This is a genomic window from Roseburia sp. MSJ-14 (assembly GCF_018918225.1).
In the GTDB taxonomy this organism is placed as follows: domain Bacteria; phylum Bacillota; class Clostridia; order Lachnospirales; family Lachnospiraceae; genus Petralouisia.
The window spans coordinates 59,478-79,244 of the sequence record NZ_JAHLQD010000026.1; the positions used below are offsets into that span (position 1 = coordinate 59,478).

Annotated in this window: 21 protein-coding genes; all 21 read left to right on the top strand. The window is 36.6% G+C overall.

Annotation, left to right across the window (positions count from 1 at the left end):
- Positions 1-15 precede the first annotated feature (15 nt).
- The 21 genes from KQI83_RS10120 to KQI83_RS10220 all read left to right on the top strand — a co-directional run bounded on the left by KQI83_RS10120 (position 16) and on the right by KQI83_RS10220 (position 19,766).
- Complete coding sequence (locus tag KQI83_RS10120; RefSeq protein ID WP_216557289.1) at positions 16-1,068, top strand: type II secretion system F family protein; 1,053 nt, start codon at positions 16-18, stop codon at positions 1,066-1,068.
- A gap of 17 nt (positions 1,069-1,085) precedes the next feature.
- Positions 1,086-1,424, top strand: a complete 339-nt coding sequence (locus KQI83_RS10125) for a hypothetical protein (protein WP_253295582.1) — start codon at positions 1,086-1,088, stop codon at positions 1,422-1,424.
- Positions 1,425-1,448: 24 nt separating this feature from the next.
- Positions 1,449-1,931: a DUF4860 domain-containing protein gene (locus tag KQI83_RS10130; protein WP_216557291.1), complete on the top strand. Its 483-nt coding sequence runs from the start codon at positions 1,449-1,451 to the stop codon at positions 1,929-1,931.
- A 37-nt stretch (positions 1,932-1,968) separates the two neighbouring features.
- Positions 1,969-2,400, top strand: coding sequence for a hypothetical protein (locus tag KQI83_RS10135; RefSeq protein ID WP_216557293.1), 432 nt, complete (start codon positions 1,969-1,971; stop codon positions 2,398-2,400).
- A gap of 1 nt (position 2,401) precedes the next feature.
- A complete protein-coding gene (locus KQI83_RS10140; RefSeq protein WP_216557296.1) occupies positions 2,402-2,878 on the top strand; it encodes a hypothetical protein in 477 nt (158 codons plus the stop codon).
- Positions 2,879-2,897: 19 nt separating this feature from the next.
- A complete protein-coding gene (locus KQI83_RS10145) occupies positions 2,898-3,953 on the top strand; it encodes a type IV pilus twitching motility protein PilT (RefSeq protein WP_216557299.1) in 1,056 nt (351 codons plus the stop codon).
- A gap of 8 nt (positions 3,954-3,961) precedes the next feature.
- Entirely contained in the window at positions 3,962-4,513 is a 552-nt protein-coding gene (locus KQI83_RS10150; RefSeq protein WP_216557302.1) for a DJ-1 family glyoxalase III, read from the top strand.
- A 234-nt stretch (positions 4,514-4,747) separates the two neighbouring features.
- Positions 4,748-5,668, top strand: coding sequence for a calcium/sodium antiporter (locus KQI83_RS10155; RefSeq protein WP_216557305.1), 921 nt, complete (start codon positions 4,748-4,750; stop codon positions 5,666-5,668).
- A gap of 379 nt (positions 5,669-6,047) precedes the next feature.
- Positions 6,048-6,263 carry a hypothetical protein gene (locus KQI83_RS10160; protein ID WP_216557308.1) on the top strand — a complete coding sequence of 72 codons (216 nt, stop codon included), beginning with the start codon at positions 6,048-6,050 and terminating at the stop codon, positions 6,261-6,263.
- A 22-nt stretch (positions 6,264-6,285) separates the two neighbouring features.
- The gene (locus KQI83_RS10165) at positions 6,286-8,001 is read left to right on the top strand and encodes an ABC transporter ATP-binding protein (RefSeq protein ID WP_216557310.1); all 1,716 of its coding nucleotides are present in this window, start codon (positions 6,286-6,288) and stop codon (positions 7,999-8,001) included.
- Positions 8,002-8,020: 19 nt separating this feature from the next.
- The gene (locus tag KQI83_RS10170; protein WP_216557314.1) at positions 8,021-9,808 is read left to right on the top strand and encodes an ABC transporter ATP-binding protein; all 1,788 of its coding nucleotides are present in this window, start codon (positions 8,021-8,023) and stop codon (positions 9,806-9,808) included.
- A 33-nt stretch (positions 9,809-9,841) separates the two neighbouring features.
- Positions 9,842-10,315: a GNAT family N-acetyltransferase gene (locus KQI83_RS10175; protein ID WP_253295583.1), complete on the top strand. Its 474-nt coding sequence runs from the start codon at positions 9,842-9,844 to the stop codon at positions 10,313-10,315.
- Between the two features lie 18 nt (positions 10,316-10,333).
- Positions 10,334-10,786, top strand: coding sequence for a GNAT family N-acetyltransferase (locus tag KQI83_RS10180; protein ID WP_216557317.1), 453 nt, complete (start codon positions 10,334-10,336; stop codon positions 10,784-10,786).
- Between the two features lie 102 nt (positions 10,787-10,888).
- Complete coding sequence (locus KQI83_RS10185; RefSeq protein WP_216557320.1) at positions 10,889-11,494, top strand: sce7726 family protein; 606 nt, start codon at positions 10,889-10,891, stop codon at positions 11,492-11,494.
- Positions 11,495-11,501: 7 nt separating this feature from the next.
- Complete coding sequence (locus KQI83_RS10190; RefSeq protein ID WP_216557323.1) at positions 11,502-12,308, top strand: GNAT family N-acetyltransferase; 807 nt, start codon at positions 11,502-11,504, stop codon at positions 12,306-12,308.
- A 197-nt stretch (positions 12,309-12,505) separates the two neighbouring features.
- Positions 12,506-13,849, top strand: a complete 1,344-nt coding sequence (gene tig / locus KQI83_RS10195; RefSeq protein WP_216557325.1) for a trigger factor — start codon at positions 12,506-12,508, stop codon at positions 13,847-13,849.
- Positions 13,850-13,877: 28 nt separating this feature from the next.
- Positions 13,878-14,462, top strand: coding sequence for an ATP-dependent Clp endopeptidase proteolytic subunit ClpP (clpP, locus tag KQI83_RS10200; protein WP_216557328.1), 585 nt, complete (start codon positions 13,878-13,880; stop codon positions 14,460-14,462).
- Between the two features lie 84 nt (positions 14,463-14,546).
- Positions 14,547-15,794, top strand: coding sequence for an ATP-dependent Clp protease ATP-binding subunit ClpX (gene clpX / locus KQI83_RS10205; RefSeq protein ID WP_216557331.1), 1,248 nt, complete (start codon positions 14,547-14,549; stop codon positions 15,792-15,794).
- Positions 15,795-15,805: 11 nt separating this feature from the next.
- Positions 15,806-18,124 (top strand): endopeptidase La, encoded by a 2,319-nt coding sequence (gene lon, locus KQI83_RS10210; protein ID WP_216557334.1) that lies wholly within the window; start codon positions 15,806-15,808, stop codon positions 18,122-18,124.
- A 9-nt stretch (positions 18,125-18,133) separates the two neighbouring features.
- On the top strand, positions 18,134-18,745 hold the full coding sequence (gene yihA, locus KQI83_RS10215) for a ribosome biogenesis GTP-binding protein YihA/YsxC (RefSeq protein ID WP_216557337.1): 612 nt from the start codon (positions 18,134-18,136) through the stop codon (positions 18,743-18,745).
- Entirely contained in the window at positions 18,732-19,766 is a 1,035-nt protein-coding gene (locus KQI83_RS10220) for a metal ABC transporter substrate-binding protein (protein WP_216557340.1), read from the top strand. Before yihA ends, KQI83_RS10220 begins: the two co-directional genes overlap by 14 nt.
- Position 19,767: the final 1 nt, after the last annotated feature.

A 19,767-nucleotide genomic window follows, 5' to 3' on the forward strand; every position in this document is an offset into this window, starting at 1 on the left:
AGTTTTAAAATAATTATGAAAAAACAGAAACAACAGAGTGATTTGTCCAATCTTGAAATTGCATTTTTTTGTGAGCAGATGGCAATGGCTTTAAAATCTGGTTTTACAGCATTAGAAGGGGTTTCGTTACTTTTAGCAGATGCTAAGAATCAAGAAGAGGAAGAACTTTTACAAAGAATGTATGAGGAAATTGTGGATTCCGGTCAGTTTTATCCTGCATTGAAAGTAACCGGAGTTTTCCCGGCATATCTATTACAGATGGTGGAAATCGGAGAAGAGACAGGTACGTTAGATGAGGTAATGGATGCGCTTTCCCAACATTATAAACGAGAAGCAGATATTTCCCAAGAAATAAAAAGTGCGTTGACCTATCCCCTTATTATGATAGGAATGATGTTTTTAATTGTAGTTGTATTAATGACAAAAGTAATGCCGGTTTTTAATCAGGTTTATAAGCAGCTGGGACATGAAATGACAGGATTTTCCAAGGGAGTCCTGGTACTGTCTAATACAATTTCACAATATGCAGTTGTGTTAGGCGGAGTAGTGGTAGTAATTGTACTGGCAGTGCTTTATTTCACAAAGACGAAAAATGGAAGAAGATATTTCATAAGGCTGGGGTATCATATGAAATTTTTTAGAGAGTTTTATGACAAAGTAACTGTTTGCCGTTTTGCAGGTGGTATGTATTTAACATTAAAAAGCGGAATCAATCCGGAACGTAGTTTGGAATTTGCGGAAAAATTAGTAGATAACCCATGCTTGAATAAAAAGCTTAATATTGCAAAAGAAGAGATGGAAAATGGTAGTGATTTAGGAGAAGCACTTCAGAAATCTGCAATATTTAGCGGACTTTATGCAAGAATGGTAACAATAGCAAATAAGTCCGGAAGACTGGATGAAGTGATGGATAAGATTGCCTGTCAGTATGAATTTGAAATAGAAGGAAAACTTTCTGATATTATTGCAGTAATAGAACCTACATTGGTGATTATCCTTTCTATCATTGTAGGAGCGATTCTGTTATCTGTTATGCTTCCGCTTATGGGAATTATGGCAGGTTTGTAAAGACAGGAGGTACCCAGATGAAGTATACAGGAAATAAGGGTAGATTTTATCATGAAAAAAGAGGAATCGGATATGGGATTTTTATAAAAATACTGGTGTTTGCTTTTGCCATTATTTTATTTTATAAAGGGATAGAGAATCTTTCGGATAAGACAAGCAAGGAACAGGCGAAAAGTATGGAGGAAGCAATCTGGCACGGAATTACACAGTGTTATGCAATTGAAGGAAGATATCCTCAAAGCTTGGAATATCTGAAAAAAGAATATGGTGTTCAATATGATTCAGATAAGTTCTTTGTAGATTATCAGGTGCTGGGAGAGAATATTGTGCCGGATGTGACAATTATAGAAAAATAATTATTAAGGAATGGAAGTGGTAGTATGGGGTTTCATTTAAAGAAGAAACATGTAATAGATAGAATTTTTCCATTTGCGGTTTTTTTTGTATTTATGGTTTCATCCCTTTGGGTAAGTTTGTTGGCAGCAAATGTTTATGAAAGTACAGTAAATATGGAAAATTCCAATTATGAAAGTAGAACAGCTCTTTCTTATATAGCAGAAAAGATTCATCAGGAAGATGAAAATGGAGGAATTTCAATCGGAATTTTTGATGGACGTGTCAGTCTTATTATAAAAAAGGTGTATGAAGAAAAAAGTTATTTCACTTATATCTATGAGGAAAAAGGGGAATTACGAGAATTATTTGTACAGGATGGAGTGCAAGCCACAGCAGAAGATGGGAGAAAAATCATGGAAATACATGATTTGAAAATGGAAGAGATTACAGACGGTGTGTTCAGATTTTCCTGTGTCTTAGAAGATGGAAAAGAGCCTGGTATTGTTGTGACCACATTGAGTAAATAAATTGATACATAAAAATGTTTATATAAAGGAGTTATATATGAATGGAAGACAAACACGACATTCAAGTATGTTTCTTTTAGAATTAATGATTGCAATTTTATTTTTTTGTTTAGCTGCTACGGTTTGCATTCGATTAATTGTAAAATCTCATATCATCAGTCAGAAAACACAAAATTTGAATATGGCTCTGAATCAAGTGACTACAGCGGCAGAAATTTTTAAATCTGAGACAGATGTGGAAGAATATTTCAAAAATGAATTTCCCCAATGTAAGGAAAACAAAGATGGATTTGCTGTCTATTATAATGAAAAATGGGAAGCCTGCAAAAAGAAGGATGCCAGATTTCAATTGTCTATTGAAATCACCCAAAAAGCAAAGAAAGCAGAAGGGTATTTTTCCATGAAGGATATAGAAACAAATCAGGAAATTTACGATATAAGTCTTGATAAATTTATATGGGAGGAATGAAGTGAAAAATTTTCAGAAAAAAAAGTTTCTTTCCAGTCCTATGGGATATTCTTTTTTGTTGACGATTATGGTTATTTTAATGCTTGTTGTATTTAGTGTTCTATCATTATCGACATCCCTTAGAGATTATAAATATAGCCAGCGTATGGCAGAAAAAACAACAGCTTATTATGCAGCAAATTCAAAGGCATATGAGATAATTGAAAAAATCGATGGAATTATTACAAAGAGTGATGACTGGGAGAGTGCGTGGAAAGAGGTTTCGGAAGAAACGGAAGTTACAGTATTGACGAGAGATGAAATGTCTGCTACTGTTTATTATGAAGTTGAGGTTACAAAACAGCAGAAATTGCAGGTTATGATAACTATAAATTTAGAAAAAGATAAAAAGGTGTCGTACCAAATTACGGAATGGAAAGAAGTTCCTTCTAAGGAATGGAACAGTGATACAAAACTTCCGGTTATTGGAAGCGAATAGAGCCTTTAGAGGTGCTAAAATGGATATTGTAGATTTGTTGAGGAGAGCTGTAGAAAAACATGCGTCTGATATATTTATTGTTGCAGGATTACCGGTATCTTATCGTTTAAATAATAAAATTCTAAGTGAAGAAAATGAACGACTGATGCCGGCAGAAACAGAACAGTATTTGCGACAGATTTATGAACTTGCAGATCACAGGGATATGTCACATTTCCTTACACATGGGGATGATGATTTTTCTTTTGCGGTAGTTGGACTTTCACGTTTTAGAGTAAATGCATATAAACAGCGTGGAACCTTGTCTGCGGTTGTTCGTGTAATTACATTTGAATTGCCTAATCCGGAAGACATTGGGATTCCAAGCAGTATTATTAATTTTGGAAACTTATCCAAAGGCTTAGTTTTGGTTACAGGACCGGCGGGAAGTGGAAAGTCTACAACGCTTGCATGTATTGTTGATGCTATTAATAAGCATAAAAAGAAACATATTATTACATTAGAAGATCCCATTGAGTACCTTCATACCCATGGAAACAGTATTGTCAGTCAGCGTGAAATCAGTATAGATACAGAAAGTTATGTAACTGCTTTACGGGCATCCTTGCGACAAAGTCCGGATGTGATTTTATTAGGAGAAATGCGAGACTATGAAACGATTGGAGTTGCCATGACAGCAGCAGAAACCGGACATTTGGTTATCTCTACATTACATACAATAGGAGCTGCAAATGCAATTGATCGAATTATTGATGTATTTCCGGCAAATCAGCAGCGTCAGATTACAGTACAGCTTTCTATGGTATTGCAGGCAATTGTTTCACAACAACTTATTCCAGATATAGATGGAAATGTTATTCCGGTGTTTGAAATTGTAACAATCACACCGGCTATTCGTAATATGATTCGCGATAATAAGATACCGCAGATTGACGGAATTGTATATTCAGCAAATAAGGATGACATGATTTCTATGGATGCAAGTTTAGTGAAGCTTTATCAACAAGGGAAAATTACTAAAGAGACAGCAATTAATTATGCAACCAATCAAGAAATGTTAAAAAAGCGTTTATAGGAGGAAATATGGCAAAAATCGGAGTTTTTCTAGCAGATGGATTTGAGGAGATTGAAGGGTTAACGGTAGTAGATATTTTACGTCGAGCAGGAGTAGAGGTAATTACCGTTTCGATTATGGGAAGAAAAGAAATTCAAGGAGCACATGCAATTACAGTATTGGCAGATGCATTATATGAAGAAGTGGCATTCGAAGAATTAGATGGTGTAGTTCTTCCGGGTGGAATGCCAGGAACGAAATATTTAGGTGCACATGAAGGTGTAAAAAAGCAGATTGTAGCATTTGAAGCAGCAGGAAAATTAGTGGCAGCAATTTGTGCGGCACCAAGTGTTCTTGGAGAAAACGGTATTTTAAAGGGAAAAAAGGCAGCTTGTTATCCGGGATTTGAGGAAAAACTTCTTGGAGCAGAGGTTACTTATGAAGAAGTGGCAGAAGCAGGAAATGTAATTACAAGTCGTGGTATGGGAACAGCAATCCCCTTTGCATTAAGATTGACCGCATATCTTACCTCTGAACAGAAAGCAGAAGAATTGAAAAAAGGAATTATCTATCAACAGTAATTTTAACGGAATCTTAGCATGGAAAATATTGACGAAAGGTGTCGTTCTTGCTACTATTTTCTTAAATAAAAGGGAGTAGTTTGTATCCGATGGATATAATGCAGTTCGTCATCACGTTGTAAAACCGGGCTGTATTCTAAGAAACGAGACTTTTATTGCTTATTTTAGTACAAAATATGCAATAGGAGTCTCATTTTTTATACGCAGATTCTATTGCGGAAAGAGAGGAAAAATATGATTTATGTATGGTTAGTAGTAGGATTTGTGTTGTTGATTAAGGGAGCAGATTTTCTGGTAGAGGGAAGCTCTGCGGTAGCAAAATTATTGAAGATTCCAGCGGTTGTTATAGGACTTACGATTGTGGCAATGGGAACCAGTGCACCGGAAGCTGCGGTAAGTATTACAGCAGGATTGGCAGGAAACAACGATATTGCCATTGGAAATATTATTGGCTCTAATATTTTCAATCTGTTAGTTGTTGTGGGTGTCTGTGCAGTAATGAAGGGAGTGGCTACCGATAAGGATATTTTAAAACGGGACATGCCGGTAAATATTGGTATCAGTGCATTGTTATTACTGTTTTTGATGGATTTGAAAATCACCAGAATAGAAGGAATTATTTTATTGATTCTTTTTGTAGTATACATGATTATTGTGGTAGGAGAAGGAGTAAAAAATCGTACAGAGCAAGAGGAAGAAGTCAAGAGCTTATCTCCGTTAATCAGTATTGTCTATATACTTGGAGGACTGGCAGCAGTTGTATTTGGCGGAAATTTAGTAGTAGATAATGCAAGTGAAATTGCTAGAAATTTTGGATTAAGCCAGAATCTTATAGGACTTACCATTGTAGCAGTAGGAACTTCTTTACCAGAACTTGTAACATCCATCGTTGCAACACGAAAGGGAGAAAGTGGACTTGCACTTGGAAATGCAGTAGGTTCCTGTATATTCAATATTTTATTTATCTTAGGAATGTCAGGTACACTTTCACCAATGATGGCAACCGGAGAGTCTTTGGTAGACATTTGTGTATTAACTGTGGTAACCATTATGATGTTTTTGTTTGGAAAGACCAAGGGTATGACATCGAGAGTGGAGGGAGCAATTTGTATTCTTGTATATGTTGGGTATCTCACATACGCTGTGATGAGGTAAAAAAAGGTGTTGACAAATTTTAACAGATGTGATTTACTAAATTAGTAAACTGAATTAAAATAAAAAGAAAGCGAGGTAAAAATGATGATTAATTTAGCGTACACAACAGGCAACATGATATATACAGATAGTCATAAGTTTACCTCGATGGTTGTAGAACGTAGGTAGCATATTTTATTTTGTTTGAGTTAGGAAAATAGAATATGCGTCAATTTACATGGAGATTGTAAATTGTATTCTTACGGAATAGTACCCCGTGGTAGATTTATCTGCCACGGGGTTTTTTTGCGCATTTGATGTAGAACAGAATTGAACAGAAGTAGCGCAAGTATAGAATACAAGGCCATCGGGGAAACAGCAATGGGAGGAACAAAGTATTATGGAAACAAGACAATATGGAGATACAATTTGTATACATTTTTTTATTAGACCATTTGAAATTGAAGGTGTAATAAGAAAAGTAAAAAGAGCAAAGAAAAAGACAGATTCACAGATATCTGTAGAAAATCTGTTAGAACATCAGAAAGTATTAAACATGTATGAGGAAAATAAAAATTTAGTACGGGATATGATACGGATGCAAGAGAGATTTTAAGAAAATAAAGAGAGGAAAAGACATGAAGAAAATATTAAAATACATAGCAAAATACTGGTATGCATATGTATTTGCAATTGCATGTATGATAACAGCAATTGTACTGGATATGTTATATCCAATGATTACCAAAAGGATTGTAGATGACGTAATTATTGGTGGAAAAATGAAATTGTTAGGCGGGCTGTTAGTAACTATTTTCATTATTGGAATTGGTAGAGCATTAGGCGGTTACTTTAAGGAATTTACCTTTGACTGTGTCAGCATTAAAATTGCTTCCAGGTTGAGGAAAGATTTATTTTCCCATATCGAAGGTTTATCTATGGATTATTTTGATGATACCAATACCGGAGAACTCATGGCACGAGTGAAGGACGATGTGGATCGTATCTGGAATGCACTAGGATATGTGGGAATGTTAATTATTGAAGTTGTAATTCATGTATCCATTGTGCTCTACTGCATGTTTACATTAAGTTGGCAGTTGGCATTTATTCCATTGGCAGCTATGATTCTTATGGGATTTACGGCTATTTACATGGAACGAAAATTAGATAAGGTGTACGAGTCCATTAGTGAGGAAAATGCAGTTCTTACTACGATTGCGGAAGAAAATCTTGCAGGAGTTCGTACTGTAAAAGCATTTGCAAGAGAGAAGTTTGAAATTACAAAATTTTTATCACATAACAAGCGGTATTATGAGTTAAATATGCAACAATCAAAAATGTTAGTACGTTATTATCCGATTTTTCAGTTTACAGGAAAACTGTTACCGGTTGTTATGGTCATTATCGGAGGTGTACAGGTAATCAATGGTAACATGACATTGGGAAGTCTGGTAGCATTTTCAGAGTATTGTCGTAACATTGTATGGCCAATGGAAATGCTTGGATGGCTTACCAATGATTTGTCTTCCGCTGTTGCCTCCTGCAAGAAAATCAACAAGATTTATCAGCAGGAATCCACAATCAAGGAAAAAGAAACCCCAGTGGAATTACCAAATGTTAACGGTGAGATTTCTTTTGAACATGTTTCCTTTGAACGTGGAAATCAAAAGATTTTAGAGGACATTTCCTTTGAACTTCCGGCAGGGAAAACTCTTGGAATTATGGGAGCAACCGGTGCAGGAAAAACATCTATTGTCAACCTTTTAATGCGATTCTTTGATGTAAACAAAGGAAGTGTGAAATTAGATGGAGTAGATGTAAAAGAATTAAAATTAGAACAGATTCGAAGTAATGTATCAACAGTAATGCAGGATGTATTTTTGTTTTCTGATACCATCGAGGAAAATATTAAGATGGGTCAACGAGAAACCATGGAAGATCCAACAATGGTGCATGCAGCAGAACTGGCACAGGCAAAGAATTTTATTGAAGAAATGCCATCTGAATATAATACCATTATTGGAGAACGTGGTGTGGGATTATCAGGTGGACAAAAGCAGCGTATCAGCATTGCCAGAGCCATTGCAAAGCATAATCCGATTTTAGTTATGGATGATTCCACTTCAGCATTGGATATGGAAACAGAGTACGAGATTCAAAAGGCATTAGATACCTTACAAGATACTACAAAGATTATCATTGCACATCGTATTTCAGCAGTACGCCGTGCAGACGAAATTATCTTTTTAGAAAACGGAAAAATAAAAGAGCGTGGAACCCATGAAGAACTGATGGCACAAAAGGGATTGTATTATGAAACATATCAGTTACAGTATGGTGGTGCAAATTAGAAAATGAGGTGATAAAAACATGGCAGTTAATTCATTTCGAGAGGATGAACAGTTAAACGGAGTAGGAAAAAAAGAAACTCTGAAACGACTGTTTTCGTATCTTTTTAAATATAAAAGAGCAGTAATCGGCGTGTTAGTCTGTATGCTGATTACGGTAGTAATTACATTGGTAAATCCATTGATTATTGAAAATGCCATCGACGTGTATATCGCAAACAATGATATGCCGGGATTGGCAAAACTTGCAATTTTTACCATAGTATTGAATGTGATTTTTATCATTATGGTAAAAGTACGAATGTATGTAATGGCGAAGATATCCAACAAAATTCTTCTGGATATTCGCCAGGAATTATATGAACATATTCAAACTCTGTCATTTTCCTTTTTTGACAGTCGTCCTACCGGAAAGATTTTGGCAAGAATTATTGGAGACGTAAATTCATTGAAGGAAGTGCTGACAAATGCAGTAACTACATTGATTCCGGATTTTGTTACCATATGTGGAGTAGTATTGATTATGGTGGTAAAAGACTGGCGTCTTGCGCTGGCATCTTTATGCAGTATCCCTCTTATGATGTTAGCAATTTGGTTTATTCAGAAGTTTTCACATGTACGTTGGCAGATTTTTCGAAAGAAAGGTTCTAACTTAAATGCGTATGTGCATGAAAGTATTGCGGGTATGAATGTAATTCAAAGTTTTCGGGCGGAGGATGAAACCAAAGAAGTGTTTGCAGGTTTGGTAAAAGAACATGAACAGTCTTTTATCAGTGCAGTTCGCCTGGCAGATATGTTTGGAGGAGCTGTTGACTTTTGCTGGGGACTTGGAGCTATGATTTTGTACTGGGCTGGAATTCAGATGATTGGAGCAGATTATGTCAGTGTTGGTACCTTGGTTGCGTTCGGAACATATATCAGTATGTTTTGGAATCCGGTAATGAATCTGAGTAATTTTTATAATCAGATTATTACAAATCTGACAGCAGCAGAACGAATTTTTGACATCTTAGACACTAAGGCAGATATTGCAGATGAAGTAGAGGTGGAAAAATTACCGGAGATTCAGGGAAAAGTAGAATTTGAACATGTGTCATTTACATATGATGCAGGTACTCCATCAGAAACAAAAGTATTAAAAGACGTAAGTTTTCAGATACAGCCGGGAGAAACGATTGCATTGGTTGGTCCTACCGGAGCAGGAAAGAGTACCATTGTAAACCTGATTAGCCGATTTTATGATATTCAGGAAGGAAAAATTCTCATAGATGGCTATGATGTGAAAAAGGTTTCTATTCAAAGTCTGCGTCAACAGATGGGAGTTATGACACAGGAGAATTTCATTTTCCAGGGAACGATAAGAGAAAATATTGCTTATGGAAAACTGGATGCAACGGAGGAAGAAATTATAGCAGCAGCCAAGGCAGTAAATGCTCATGAGTTTATTATGAAAATGGAAAAAGGATACGATACGGTGCTAAAAGAGCGTGGAGCAGGACTTTCTATTGGACAACGACAGCTTATTGCGTTTGCCAGAACTATGGTAAGTATGCCGAAAATCCTAATTTTAGATGAAGCAACATCAAGTATTGATACCCATACGGAGATTTTGGTGCAGCAGGGAATCGAAGCATTGTTAAAAGGAAGAACCAGCTTTGTAATTGCCCATCGTCTGTCAACCATTCAGAAGGCAGACCGCATTTTTGTAATTGATAAAGGTGGTATTTTAGAACAGGGAAGTCCGGCAGAATTAATGGAAAAGAAGGGACATTATTACAACCTGTATATGGCACAGTTTAAGAATATTTAGGCAGAAATTTGTTTGGTGAAAGGGATTGTATAGATGGAAAGCGTTATAGAAAGTGTCAATATAAGAAGCTACGAAGAAAAAGATTGGAACCGGCTTATGGAAGTTCATGATGCAGCAAGAATGGAAGAATTGCATTGGGCAAAATGTGAGTGTGCATTTGTACCATTAAAGGAAAAAGTGATTCGGGAAAGATTATTTCAATATGAAATTTGCGTAGCTTGTATACAAGAAAAAGTAGTAGGATTTTGCGCATATTCACAGGATGAACTGGCGTGGTTATATGTAGATCCTGCCTATGCACATCAAGGAATCGGCAGAACACTTTCTAATTATGTAATTGAACACACATCAAGGAGACCGCTTCATGTAGAGGTTTTGGCAGGAAATGAACCTGCCAGAAGGCTCTATGAATCCTGCGGATTTCAACTGGCAAAGAAGGCTTGTGGTATTATGCCGGGAAAAGAAGAAGTAGAAGTAATTGTAGAATGTATGGAACGAAACAGATAGAAAAATAGGAGGAGCAAGATGGTAAGAAATGCTAAAATAGAAGATTACGAAGAAGTGGAAAAAATAATGCAGCAGGTACAGGGGTTACATGTTGATTGGAGACCGGATATTTACAAACCTGTTACACCGGTGCTTTCCAAAGAAGAATTTGAAGAATTACAAAAAGAAGAAGCCATCGTAGTAGAAGAACGGGAAGATAAAGTATGTGCAGTTTTAGTATTTGTAGAACGTATATATCAGAGCCCTACTCATGTGAAAAGAAAAGTTTTATTTGTGGATACTATGGCAGTCGAGGAAAAGTATCGTGGAAAAGGAATTGGAACAGGGATGTTTGAGTATCTGAAAAAGGTTGCAAAAGAGCGACAGTGTGATGGCATAGAATTACAGGTAAATGCAAGAAACACAGCTGCAAAAAAGATGTATGAAAAGTGTGGATTTACAGAGAAATCTATCAATATGGAGTTAATATAAAATGAAGTATAACTTAGAAAAGCATGTATAGGAAGTTATGAAAATAAGGAGGACCAATTTTCGGAGTTCTTCTTTGTAAAGAGATTGTAATAGGTAAGAAATATGTTATATGACAAGGATATTCGTGAGCCACTTTTTGAATTCTTAGAAGAACTATATGGAAAAGTAAGAATTATAGAAGAAAAGCAAATGGGGCGTTCCAGAGCAGATGTAGTGATGGTACGCCCACAGGCAGTTTGTGGTGTAGAAATAAAAAGTGATGCAGACACTTATGCGCGTTTAAAACGGCAGGTGCAGGATTATGATAAATATTATGATTATAACTATATTGTAGTAGAAACTACGCATGCAAAGCATGTTGCCGAACATGTGCCGGAATGGTGGGGAATTATTACCGTAGAGTTGGAAAATGAAAAAACGGATTTTTATCTGTTACGAGAACCAAAAGAAAATCCCAAAGTGGATTGGAAACGGAAAATGACTTTGTTGTGGAGACCCGAGCTTGTTCATATTCAAGAGAAGAATCAGTTACCTAAATATAAGGAAAAAAGTAAAGCGTTTGTTATTGAAAAGATACTTTTGAAAGTGGAAAAAGAACAGCTGCGGGAACAGATAAGCAAGGAATTGTTTGAACGAGACTACAATACAATTGCAGATACCATAAAAAAGTATCGAAAAGATAAAATCTTAAAAAGACTGGGAGGATAGTTAAATCATGGAAAAAACAGAATTTGAACAAATTCAAAGTCAATTAGAAAAATATCAATTTTCCTCATTAACTTATGCAGAGTATGAAGAGGTGGAAACATACAAAATAATATGTAAGACCCCGGAACTTATATTGATTTTAGGATATAATCCAGAAGCAAAACAGCAAGAATATCATTGGGCAGCAAATAATCCACAGGAATTAATAAAAAAACTGACAGAGCAAGATTGTTTCGTTACATTTATACCACATGAATGGGTAAAGAAAATGGAAACGGCAGGATTTAAGATTCGAAATGCGTGGCATGATTATTTTATGGAATCATTAGAAAATGTGAAAGAAAGTAAAACAAAGTATCCATTTTTACAACAAAATGAATGTGAAGAGGCAGCTGAAGTTACCGTGGCGTGTCGTGGAGATAGTAGAGGATTTACCGGGCAGACCAAGGAATGGTTTCAAGAGTGGATAGGAGAAAAAGAGGGCTTTGCCCAAAATAGAGTAGTGTTGACAGAAAGAAATGAAAAAGGGAAAATAATAGGGTTAGTATGTGCCGGAACTTATGGAAATGCCAGTGGAACTGGAGAAATTGCTTGGATTCGTGAGGTAGGCGTAAGACCGGAATACCGCAACCAGGGAATTGCACGGAAATTGATTACGCAGGCATTATGGTATGGAAAATGTCATGGAGCAGTAAAAGCATTTTTAGCAGCAGATGAACAAAATTATAGAGCAATTCACCTATATGAAAGTATCGGATTTAAAGCGTCTGTAGAAGAAAGTCAGATTGATATGATAAAAAGTAATGTTAAGTAGTTTTTTTATAAAATTTCTCGAAAGAATGTAAAAAACACTAGTATTTTGAGAAACAGTGTGCTATAATTTCAAAATGATTGTAAATTAGGACATTATGCTCTGGCATTGTGTCTTGAAGGAAAGAAAAGTACGTCTGCACACCATTTTGAAAAGAATGGAAAAGGATAAGATATATATTTAAGGAGGAAATAGTTGTAATGAGCGTACAGGTAGAAAATTTAGAAAAAAACATGGCAAAACTCACAGTTGAGGTTTCCGCAGAAGAGTTAGAAAAGGCAATTCAGGCAGCATATATGAAACAGAAGGGACAGATTAGCCTTCCAGGTTTCCGTAAAGGAAAAGTACCAAGACATATGATTGAAAAAATGTATGGAGTAGAAATTTTCTTTGAAGATGCAGCAAACATTCTGATTAATCAGGAATATCCAAAGGCTGTAGAAGAATCAGGAGCAGATATCGTTTCTCGTCCAACTATCGATATTACACAGCTTGAAAAAGGAAAACCATTTATTTTCACAGCTGAAGTAGCAGTAAGACCAGAAGTGACTCTTGGAAAATACATTGGTGTACAGGTAACAAAGATTGATACTTCCGTAACAGAAGAAGAAGTTATGGCTGAAATCGATAAAGAAAGAGAAAGCAATGCAAGAATGATTACTGTAGAAGACAGAGCAATCGCTGATGGCGATACAGCAGTAATTGACTACGAAGGATTTGTTGATGGTGTTGCATTTGCAGGTGGAAAGGCTGAAAACCATTCATTAGTAATCGGTTCTCATTCCTTCATCGATACTTTTGAAGATCAGTTAGTAGGTAAAAATGTTGGAGACGAAGTAGAAGTAAACGTTACTTTCCCAGAAGAATACCATGCAGCAGAATTAGCAGGAAAGCCAGCTGTATTCAAAGTAAAGATTAACGAGATTAAGACAAAAGAATTACCTGAATTAGACGATGAGTTTGCACAGGATGTTTCTGAATTTGATACATTAGCTGAGTACAAAGAAAGCATTGAAAAGAAGCTTGTTGAAAGAAAAGACGCAGAAGCAAAACGTACGAAGGAAGACGAAGCAATTCAGAAGATTATTGATAAGTCTAAGATGGAAATCCCAGATGCAATGGTAGATACACAGGCTCGTTCTATGGTAGATGATTTTGCTAACAGAATCGCACAGCAGGGATTATCTATGGAACAGTACATGCAGTTTACAGGCATGAACATTGAAAAATTAATGGAGCAGATGAAACCGGAAGCATTAAAGCGTATTCAGTCTAGCTTAGTATTAGAAGCAATTGCAAAAGAAGAAAACATCGAAGTATCTGATGAAGAAGTAGATGAAGAATTAAAGAAAATGGCTGAAATGTACGGAATGGAAGTTGAAAAACTCAAAGAGTACATGGGAGATGCTGAGAAAGAATCCATGAAGAAAGATATGGCAATTCAGAAAGCTGTTGATTTAATCATGGAAAACATCAAAGAAAGAGCAAAGCCAAAGTCTAAGAAAGAGAAAGAAGCAGAAGCTGCTGCAGCAGCAGAAAAATAATTCTTGGTAAGAATAAGGAGGAATATTAATGAGTTTAGTACCTTATGTCATTGAGCAGACGAGCAGAGGAGAACGGTCCTACGATATATATTCCAGACTGTTAAAGGATAGAATCATTTTCCTTGGAGAAGAAGTAAATGAAACAACAGCAGGTCTTGTAGTTGCACAGCTCTTATTTTTAGAGTCCGAAGATCCGGGAAAGGATATCCATTTATACATTAACTCTCCGGGAGGCGTTGTAAGCGCAGGACTTGCAATTTACGATACAATGCAGTATATTAAATGCGATGTTGAAACAACTTGTATTGGACTTGCCGCAAGTATGGGAGCATTTTTATTAGCAGGAGGAACAAAGGGCAAACGTCTTGCACTTCCAAATGCTGAGATTATGATTCACCAGCCATCCGGTGGTGCAAAAGGTCAGGCAACAGATATTCAGATTGTTGCTGATAACATTCAAAAGACCAAGAAACAGTTAAATACTATTTTGGCGGAAAATACTGGAAAGCCATACGATGTCATTGCGGCAGATACAGAAAGAGATAATTATATGTCTGCAACAGAGGCAATGGAATACGGCTTGATTGATCGTGTTATTACAAACAGACAGTAAGAAAAATCCCAGGGGACAGCGAGCATTTGCCACTGTCCCTTATGTTGAATGTAGAGTATAAAATGAAATTAGCGAGGTGAAAATATGGCAGGTAGAGATGAAAGAATACGTTGTTCTTTTTGTGGAAAGACAGACGGACAGGTGCGTAAATTAATAGCAGGTCCGAACGGTGCATATATTTGTGATGAATGCGTAGATATTTGCGCAGAAATTATTGAAGAAGAATTAGAGGAAGAAGAAACCGTAAACGTTAAGGAAGAGGAAATTAACTTACTGAAACCAGAAGAAATGAAAGCGTTTCTGGATGAGTATGTAATTGGTCAGGAAGAGGCAAAAAAGGTACTTTCCGTTGCGGTATACAATCATTATAAAAGAATTATGGCACCACAGGATTTAGGTGTAGAATTACAGAAAAGTAATATTTTAATGCTTGGACCAACTGGTTCTGGTAAGACCTTATTGGCGCAGACTATGGCGAGAGTATTGAATGTTCCTTTTGCTATTGCAGACGCAACTGCATTAACAGAAGCAGGATATGTAGGTGAAGACGTAGAAAATATATTGCTGAAGATTATTCAGGCAGCAGATTACGATATTGAACGTGCGCAAAAGGGAATTATCTATATTGATGAGATTGATAAGATTACAAGAAAGTCTGAGAATCCATCAATTACCCGTGATGTATCCGGTGAAGGTGTTCAGCAGGCATTATTAAAAATCTTAGAAGGAACTGTTGCAAGTGTTCCGCCTCAGGGTGGAAGAAAACATCCACAGCAGGAATTAATTCAAATTGACACTACAAATATTTTATTTATCTGTGGTGGAGCATTTGAAGGATTAGATAAGATTGTGGAAACAAGAATGGATCAAAAGTCCATGGGATTCAATGCACAGATTGCAGATAAGAGAGAAAAGAATCCGGGCGTGATATTGAAACAGGCATTACCACAGGATTTTGTAAAATTCGGATTAATTCCGGAATTTGTAGGACGTGTACCGGTAACTGTTTCTTTAGATGCTTTGGATAAGGACGCTTTGGTGCGTATCTTAAAAGAACCGAAGAATTCATTAGTAAAACAGTATGAGAAATTATTTGAATTAGATGGTGTAACATTGACTTTTGATGATGATGCTATCGAAGCGATTGCAGAGAAGTCTTTGAAACGTAAGACAGGTGCAAGAGGACTTCGAGCTATTATGGAAAAAGTAATGATGGATTTAATGTATCGAGTTCCGTCCGATGAATCTATTGTAGGTTGCAATATTACAAAGGCAGCAGTAGAGGAAGAAGGAGAACCGGAGATTCAATACAAAGAAAGTAAGACCGCTTAAAGGAGAAAAAGATGAGGGAAGAACAAAGGAAAATTCCGGCAGTTGCCCTTCGTGGAATGACAATTCTTCCTGGGATGGTAGCGCATTTTGATGTAAGTCGGGAAAAGTCTGTGAAGGCAGTAGAAAATGCAATGCTTCAGGACCAGAAGATTTTTTTGGTAACTCAAAGGGAAGCAGAGCAGGAAGAGCCTAAAATAGAAGATTTATACAGCGTTGGAATCATAGCAATTGTTAAGCAAGTGATTAAAATGCAAAATAATATTGTACGTGTTCTAGTAGAAGGAATAGAGCGTGCAAAAATAATTGATTTCAGTCAATATGAAGAATATCTAGAGGCTGAAATAGAAGTGATATCAGAGCAAACAGAAGAGCTTCCTGTAGAAGTACAGGAAGCTATGAAGCGTGGACTACAAGAAACGTTTGCAAGATACTGTATAGCAAATCCAAAGCCGGGCAAGGAACTGGCAAAACAAATCGGAGAAATTAAGGAGCTTAGTAAGCTTCTTGATTATATTGCAAATAATTTGCCGGTGGGATATGAAGAAAAGCAAAAAATTCTCGAGGCAGAGACTTTAGAGAATAGATATGAAACCTTAATGCTTTTATTGATGAATGAAATTAATGTGATACAGATAAAGAAAGAATTTCAGACAAAAGTAAAAGAGAAGGTTGATAAAAATCAAAAAGAATATATTCTGCGTGAGCAGATGAAACTTATTCGTGAAGAACTAGGCGAGGATAATACGGTTTCAGAGGCAGAACATTTTTTAGAAGAGACTAAGAAATTAAAAGCCGGAAAAGAAGTAAAAGAGAAACTGAAAAAAGAAATTGAAAGATTTAAAAATATATCACCAAACTCTTCTGAAAGCGGTGTTATTCGTGGATATATTGAGACAATATTAGAACTTCCGTGGAATAAAGAGTCAAAGGATAACAAGAATCTGGAAGAAGCAGAGCAAATTTTAAATGAAGACCATTATGGAATGGAAAAAGTGAAAGAGCGTATGCTGGAATTTTTGGCAGTACGCAATCTTACACAAAAGGGTGAAAGCCCAATTATTTGCTTGGTGGGACCTCCGGGAACCGGTAAGACCAGTATTGCGAAATCAGTGGCAAGAGCATTAGATAAAAAATATGTGCGCATTAGTCTTGGCGGAGTGCGTGACGAAGCAGAGATTCGTGGACATCGAAAAACATATGTGGGTGCAATGCCGGGGCGTATTGCAAACGGATTAAAATATGCAGGTGTAAAAAATCCACTTATGTTGTTAGACGAAATTGATAAAATAAGCAGTGACTATAAGGGTGATACTGCATCGGCATTATTAGAGGTTTTGGACTCAGAACAGAATAATAAATTCCGTGACCACTATGTAGAATTGCCATTAGATTTGTCAGAAGTACTGTTTATTGCAACTGCTAATGATTTACAGGGGATTCCAAGACCTCTGTTGGACCGTATGGAAGTCATTGAGGTTAGTAGTTATACGGAAAACGAGAAGTGTCATATTGCAAAAGAACATTTAATTGCAAAGCAAATGAAGAAAAACGGACTGAAGGAAGGAGAATTTTCCATCAGTGACCGAGCTTTGGAAAAACTGATTCGTGCTTATACCAGAGAAGCAGGAGTTCGTAACTTAGAACGTAAGGTGGGTGAACTTTGTCGAAAAGCTGCAAAAGAGATTTACACCAAGGAAAAGAAGACGGTAAAAATTACTGAGAATAATATAGAAAAGATTCTTGGAAAAGAAAAGTACAGCTACGATTTAATTAATGAAACGGATGAGGTAGGAATTGTTCGTGGATTAGCCTGGACGAGTGTTGGTGGTGATACTCTTGAAATTGAAGTAAACATCATGCCCGGAAAGGGTGAATTCCAGTTGACAGGTCAGCTTGGTGATGTTATGAAAGAGTCTGCACAAGCCGGCATTAGTTATATCCGTTCTGTGAGTGAACAGTATGACATTGATAAAGAATTTTTCAAAGAACATGATATTCATATTCACATTCCGGAAGGAGCAGTACCAAAGGATGGACCGTCTGCGGGAATTACAATGGCAACAGCAATGCTTTCTGCGATTACCAAGCGTAAAGTGCGCAAGGATGTGGCAATGACAGGAGAGATAACATTGCGCGGAAGAGTACTTCCAATTGGTGGACTAAAAGAGAAGATTCTTGCAGCAAAGAATGCAGGAATTAAGACCATATGTGTTCCAAAGAAAAATGAACCGGATATTCAGGAAATCTCTAAGGAAATAAAACAGGGATTGGAAATTGTTTTTGTGGAAAAAATGGAACAGGTGATAGAGGTCGCTTTTGTAAAGGAATAGGAGAAAGCAATGGTAATTAAGTCAGTAGAATTAGAAATTGTTTGTGGAATCACCAGTAAGATACCTGATACAGATAAAGCCGAGATAGCTTTCGCAGGAAAGTCTAACGTAGGAAAGTCATCATTAATTAACGGACTGATGAATCGCAAGGCTTTGGCAAGAACTTCGTCTCAGCCGGGCAAGACACAGACCATCAATTATTATAATATTAATAATGCAATGTATCTGGTGGATTTACCGGGATATGGTTATGCAAAAGTATCCCAGAAAGAAAAAGAAAAATGGGGACAGATGATTGAAAATTATCTGCATACTTCAAAGCAGTTAAAGGCGGTATTCTTACTGATAGACATTCGCCATGAGCCTTCTGCAAACGATAAGCAGATGTATGATTGGATAGTGTATCAGGGATATGACCCAATCATTATTGCAACAAAGCTGGATAAGATTAATCGTAGCCAGATACAGAAACATGTAAAAATGCTAAGAACAGGATTGAATGTGAAACCGGGAACTCCAATTATGCCTTACTCTGCCTTAACAAAACAGGGAAGAGACGAAATATGGGAGTTAATGGATTCCATACTTGGATTTTCTGAGGAAAAGAATGAAGAAGAATAAATATATTTTCGTATTAATAATGCTGCTTGCCATTGCTTTGGCAGGCGGTATTTTTACAATTGCATATGTAAAATTAGAAGAGCAGGGCACAACAGAAGGAAAATTAAATGTTGTTACATCTTTTTATCCAATATATGTTGCAACAGAAAATGTAGTAGGAGATAATCCGGATGTTACGTTACAGAATTTAAGTGAGCCACAGACGGGATGTATGCATGACTATCAGCTTACACCACAGGATATGATTCTTTTATCCAACGCAGATGTATTTATTGTAAATGGTGGTGGAATTGAGAGTTTTTTATCTCAGGTGGCAAAATCATATCCAAATCTTACTATTATCAAGGCGACAGATGGATTAGAACTTCTAAGCGAAGAGGAAGGTGATGCTAAGGCAGAGGAGCATAATCATGACCATGGTAAGAAAGATGCTCATGAAGAGGAACACGACCATGACCATGGAAACGAAGATACCCATGAAGAGGAACACGACCATGACCATGGTGAGGAAAATGCCCATGCGTGGATGGACACAGAGCTTTATGCAGACATGGTGGAAAACATTGCAAATGGTCTTTCCACAGTAGACACAGAACATAAACAGATATATCAGGATAATGCAAAAGCATACAGTGCACAGATTCAGAAGTTAACAGATCAGGTAAATGAATTAAAACAGGAACTTTCTGGAAAAGAGGTTATTATTTTTCATGAGGCATATGCCTATGTGGCAAAACAGTATGGTATGAATGTGGCATATTGTCTGAACTTGGATGAAGAACGTCAGGTCAGTGCAGGTGAAGTTGCCAACGTGATGGAACATATTAAGGAAAATCAGGTGTCCATAGTGCTAGCTGAAGAATTATATGGCAAGGATATGGGAAACACTGTGGAAAAAGAAGGAACATGTCAGGTATATTATTTAGATTCCCTGGTAAGAGGAACATATGAAAAAGATAGTTACTTAAAAACTATGCAGGAAAACATAAATCTGATGAAACAGATAGCAGGAAAGGAATGAC

Coding starts and splice junctions, on each gene's coding strand:
- KQI83_RS10155 (WP_216557305.1), top strand. CDS start 4,748: ATGATTTATGTATGGTTAGTAGTAGGATTTGTGTTGTTGATTAAGGGA.
- KQI83_RS10135 (WP_216557293.1), top strand. CDS start 1,969: ATGAATGGAAGACAAACACGACATTCAAGTATGTTTCTTTTAGAATTA.
- KQI83_RS10190 (WP_216557323.1), top strand. CDS start 11,502: ATGGAAAAAACAGAATTTGAACAAATTCAAAGTCAATTAGAAAAATAT.
- KQI83_RS10170 (WP_216557314.1), top strand. CDS start 8,021: ATGGCAGTTAATTCATTTCGAGAGGATGAACAGTTAAACGGAGTAGGA.
- KQI83_RS10180 (WP_216557317.1), top strand. CDS start 10,334: ATGGTAAGAAATGCTAAAATAGAAGATTACGAAGAAGTGGAAAAAATA.
- yihA (WP_216557337.1), top strand. CDS start 18,134: ATGGTAATTAAGTCAGTAGAATTAGAAATTGTTTGTGGAATCACCAGT.
- KQI83_RS10185 (WP_216557320.1), top strand. CDS start 10,889: ATGTTATATGACAAGGATATTCGTGAGCCACTTTTTGAATTCTTAGAA.
- KQI83_RS10175 (WP_253295583.1), top strand. CDS start 9,842: ATGGAAAGCGTTATAGAAAGTGTCAATATAAGAAGCTACGAAGAAAAA.
- tig (WP_216557325.1), top strand. CDS start 12,506: ATGAGCGTACAGGTAGAAAATTTAGAAAAAAACATGGCAAAACTCACA.
- KQI83_RS10130 (WP_216557291.1), top strand. CDS start 1,449: ATGGGGTTTCATTTAAAGAAGAAACATGTAATAGATAGAATTTTTCCA.
- KQI83_RS10145 (WP_216557299.1), top strand. CDS start 2,898: ATGGATATTGTAGATTTGTTGAGGAGAGCTGTAGAAAAACATGCGTCT.
- KQI83_RS10125 (WP_253295582.1), top strand. CDS start 1,086: ATGAAGTATACAGGAAATAAGGGTAGATTTTATCATGAAAAAAGAGGA.
- clpX (WP_216557331.1), top strand. CDS start 14,547: ATGGCAGGTAGAGATGAAAGAATACGTTGTTCTTTTTGTGGAAAGACA.
- KQI83_RS10150 (WP_216557302.1), top strand. CDS start 3,962: ATGGCAAAAATCGGAGTTTTTCTAGCAGATGGATTTGAGGAGATTGAA.
- KQI83_RS10160 (WP_216557308.1), top strand. CDS start 6,048: ATGGAAACAAGACAATATGGAGATACAATTTGTATACATTTTTTTATT.
- KQI83_RS10220 (WP_216557340.1), top strand. CDS start 18,732: ATGAAGAAGAATAAATATATTTTCGTATTAATAATGCTGCTTGCCATT.
- KQI83_RS10120 (WP_216557289.1), top strand. CDS start 16: ATGAAAAAACAGAAACAACAGAGTGATTTGTCCAATCTTGAAATTGCA.
- lon (WP_216557334.1), top strand. CDS start 15,806: ATGAGGGAAGAACAAAGGAAAATTCCGGCAGTTGCCCTTCGTGGAATG.
- clpP (WP_216557328.1), top strand. CDS start 13,878: ATGAGTTTAGTACCTTATGTCATTGAGCAGACGAGCAGAGGAGAACGG.
- KQI83_RS10165 (WP_216557310.1), top strand. CDS start 6,286: ATGAAGAAAATATTAAAATACATAGCAAAATACTGGTATGCATATGTA.